2 protein-coding genes and 2 pseudogenes are annotated in these 3,777 nt (G+C 68.2%); 3 read left to right on the forward strand and 1 reads right to left on the reverse strand.

Features of this window, described 5'->3' with window-relative positions:
- Window positions 1-594 (reverse strand): annotated as a pseudogene (locus G3I65_RS58035) (transposase); the annotation flags it as partial.
- Window positions 595-717: 123 nt separating this feature from the next.
- Here G3I65_RS58035 and G3I65_RS50600 point away from each other — a divergent pair.
- The 3 genes and pseudogenes from G3I65_RS50600 to G3I65_RS50610 form a co-directional block, all read left to right on the forward strand.
- Window positions 718-1,443 carry a hypothetical protein gene (locus tag G3I65_RS50600; protein ID WP_160703015.1) on the forward strand — a complete coding sequence of 242 codons (726 nt, stop codon included), beginning with the start codon at window positions 718-720 and terminating at the stop codon, window positions 1,441-1,443.
- 103 nt (window positions 1,444-1,546) lie between these two features.
- A pseudogene (locus tag G3I65_RS50605) lies at window positions 1,547-2,409 on the forward strand (DDE-type integrase/transposase/recombinase); the annotation flags it as partial.
- Between the two features lie 945 nt (window positions 2,410-3,354).
- Window positions 3,355-3,777, forward strand: a 423-nt coding sequence (locus G3I65_RS50610; RefSeq protein ID WP_160703019.1) for an HU family DNA-binding protein, incomplete at its 3' end; no start/stop codon positions are given.

Genomic DNA, 3,777 nt, shown 5'->3' on the forward strand with positions numbered 1-3,777 from the left:
TCTTCCTGGCGTGCAGCGAGAAGATCTTCTGCATCGAGCAGATCCGCCACACCCGGTTCTCCGAGGCAGTGAACCCGCGGCGGGCGAGTTCGTCAGCGATGAACCGGTACCCATCGGCCGGATCGTCGGCATGGATCTCGAGCGCGGCGTTGATCAGATGCGCGTCGTCGAAGTCCCGCTGACAGACCGGGGCAGCGCACCACTGGTAGTAGGCCTGCCGGGAGATCCCCAGCACCCTGCACGTCACCGCGGCCGGCACCCGCACGGGGGCGCCGGCCGCGGCCAGTTCACGGACGAGCGGGAAGGCTATTTTCCCGGCAGATTGCCCTGCGCCAGGTAGGCCGCGGCCTTGCGCAGGACCTCGTTCTCCTGCTCCAGCAGCCGGTTGCGTTTACGCAGCTCGCGTAGCTCGGCGGACTCCTCCCGGGTCACTCCGGGCCGGGTGCCGTCCTCGACGTCGGCCGCGCGCAGCCAGTTGGCCAGGCACGATTCGGAGATCCCGAAGTCTTTGGCGACCTGCTTCAACGGGGTCTCGCCGCGGCGAGCGACGGCGACGACGTCGTCACGGAACTCGCGGGGGTAGGGCTTGGGCACGATGACATCCTTCCAGGCGAGGCCGAAGCCTCACAGGTGAGGTGTCAACCAGACCCTGGGCAGACCCGTACTTGCTAGTTGCGCTCTTGGGGCGGATGGCCAGCCTGTCGTGGGGGCTATCCGATGCCGGGCCTGATCACCGGTGTCTTCGTGCTCGGGACGTTGGAGGCCGTGGCACTGGCCGTAGGTGACGAGCTACCGAAAGTGCGGGCGATCTCTGGCGGCGTACTCGGTGTCCTCGGCTTCGGTCTCGTCGCGGTTCAGGTCATGGCCGCACACGACAAGGCGCCGTATGCCGACCGGCCGCAGGGCGAGCTGACAGCAAGCCTTGGTGACGTCGCTCCGGCGATGCGTGGTGTGCGGACAAATCCCAGCGTCCACACTTACGTGGCGCAGATCCGTGACTGCATGGCTCGCTATCCGGCTTCGCGGGTGGCGTTCCTGCCCGACAACGCGTTTGTGGCCCCCGTGTTCGGGGTGCGCAATCCCTTTCCGATGGAATGGCCGCTCCCGATGGAGCTGACCGGAGATGCTCCACAAAGGATGGTCGGCGCGGCGAAACGCCTCGACCGGGAAGGGGACTACCTCGTGCTCTTCCCGGTCCGTCAAGGGGACCGCGCTGACCGAGGGCCGCCCGGTGCCCGCCGCCATCGCATCCGACGCGCCGACCTTCGCCTACACCGGAGTGGAGGAGAGGATTCGGGAGTCGCTGAGCGGAGCCTGGATCAGCTGTGGGAGCTTCGCCGGCGTTTGGGAGCCGCGCCACTGACCTGTCGTCAAGCCATCCCGGCGCGGAATTTCTGGATCGCCGCGAGCCAGCCGTCACGGGCTTCGACACCGATGCCGTAGCGAAACGCCGAAAACCACCAGGCAATGCCCGGCCGGCTCCGGCGTTTCCCGAAAGCTTCAGCCTACGGTCGACTTCTTGCGGGCCACCCGGGCTGCTGCTGTGATCAGGTCCGCGACCGTGAACATCACGGGCCGCACCCGACTCCGGCTCGCCCGCCAGATCGTCGAACAGGGCTGGACCGGCACCCAAGCCGCGAAGACGTTCATGGTCGCCGCCACACCCCCCCCGCGAAAATGGCCGACTGCTACCGCCGCGAAGACGCCGCCGGGATGACCGACCGCAGCTGCCGTCCGCACCGCAGCCCGGCCCGCACCCCCGAGCACCTGGTGCGGGCGATCGTGCGACTGCGGTGGCGGCACCGGCTGGGCCCGGTCCAGATCGCCGGCCGCCTCGGGATCCCAGCATCGACCGTGCACGCCGTACTCGTGCGCTGCCGGATCAACCGCCTCACCCACGTCGACCGGGGCATCGGCGAACCGCTGCGCCGCTGCGAACACGACCACCCCGGCTCGCTGATCCACGTCGATGTCACCAAGCTCGCCAAAATCCCCGACGGCGGCGGCTGGCGCTACGTCGGCAAACAGCAAGGCGACAAGAACCGGTCGGTGACCTCGCGACGCACCGGAACCTGGAGCACCGACCGGCACGCCCGCACCGGCACCGCGTTCGTGCACCCCGACGAAACCGCCGCCACCGCGGTCCTGCGCCGGGCAGCCGCCTGGTTCGCTGACCTCGGCGTCACCGTCGAACGAGTGCTCTCGGACAACGGCTCGGCGCATCGCTCCCGCGCCTGGCACGACACCTGCGCCGAGCTGGGCATCACCCCGAAACGAACCCGGCCCTACCGGCCACAGTCGAACGGCAAGATCGAGCGGTTCCACCGCACCCTCGCCGAGGGCTGAGCCAACGCCCGCTGCTACCCGTCGGAAACGTCACGGCGAGCCGCGCTACCGGGGTGGCAGCACTCCTAATGAGCTCGTGAAAGCGCTCGCCTCGGCTGACGAGGCCAGCCAGGTTGCGGCTGGGGACTACCGGAACGTTCCGCTCCAGGGCACCGATGTTCCTGCGCGAGTCATCTGTGAATCTGCCGCAGAGCAGCCGGAACAGGCCGCGGCTGGCCGACGTGGATCCGCGGGTGGTGGAAGGCAACTGGCTCACCGAACTGGCTGCCTACCTCGCCCTGCACCGGGAGTGGCCGCGGACGAGAGATCCCCCAGCAGCTGGGCATGGATGCCTGGGGCGTGGTCGGCCGCCACCCGGCAGGGGGTACATCTCCCGGCTCCGGACCTGGCTCGGCCGTGATGCCGACGGCGAGCTCTACGTCTCCAACGTCGACGCGAGGCACGGCGGCTACCACGTGTCCGAGGGCCTCGGCAACGACTGGACGAACCTCCACCACCTTGCGTGGTGTGGGCTCGCCCGGTCAGAGTTTTCGATCCCCGCTCACCACTGTCCCGGCGGACCGGTACCCGTGGAGTTCCTGGCTGCAGCGGGAGATGGCCGATGCGATCGTCGACGTCGCTCACACACGGGTCGACCCGTAGCTCGCCGTGGAACTGGATGAAGAGACGAACGTCTTGGTGGGCTCGTTGCCGGGCTGCTCAGGTGCCGGTAGTTGTTGAGCCGCAGCCGGTTTTTCCCCGGCACCGACGTCGAACAGGTGAGCGAACCGCTGTCTGTGTCCTCTATGGACCGTGGGTGAATGTGGTGGCGTATGTGCAGGTCAGGTGGACGTTCGTGCTGTGCGTGTGTGTCCAGGTGGGACTCGACGGCGGTGTTGTTGCCGCTGTTTCCCCGACAACGCAAGAGAGTTCGTCGCCACCCTCGTTTGAATCTGGGCCTTCTGAGTAATACTCTGTGTGACGTTGGCCGTTATGGGCCAGACGCTAGTTCCGCTACGGAGGACTGGAATGACGAACAAGGCCCAGCTGATCGAGGCGCTGTCGGAGCGCCTGGGCGACAAGAAGGTGGCTTCGCAGGCCGTCGACGGTCTGGTGGACATCATCATCCGGACGGTCAACAAGGGCGAGAAGGTCAACATCACCGGTTTCGGTGTGTTCGAGAAGCGTGCCCGTGCCGCCCGCACCGCGCGCAACCCGCGTACCGGCGAGGCCGTGCGCGTCAAGAAGACCAACGTGCCCGCGTTCCGTCCTGGCACCACCTTCAAGGACGTCATCGGCGGCGCCAAGAAGCTGCCGAAGGCCACCCCGGTCAAGCGCGCCACCGCCGCCACGGCGACCCGCGCGACCGCCACCAAGGCCGCCGCGGCCCCGGCCAAGGCCACCACCACCCGCACCACGCGGGCGGCCGCCGCCAAGCCGGCCACCACGCGC

The sequence above is a fragment of the Amycolatopsis sp. SID8362 genome, assembly GCF_010550475.1.
Taxonomy (GTDB): domain Bacteria; phylum Actinomycetota; class Actinomycetes; order Mycobacteriales; family Pseudonocardiaceae; genus Amycolatopsis; species Amycolatopsis eburnea.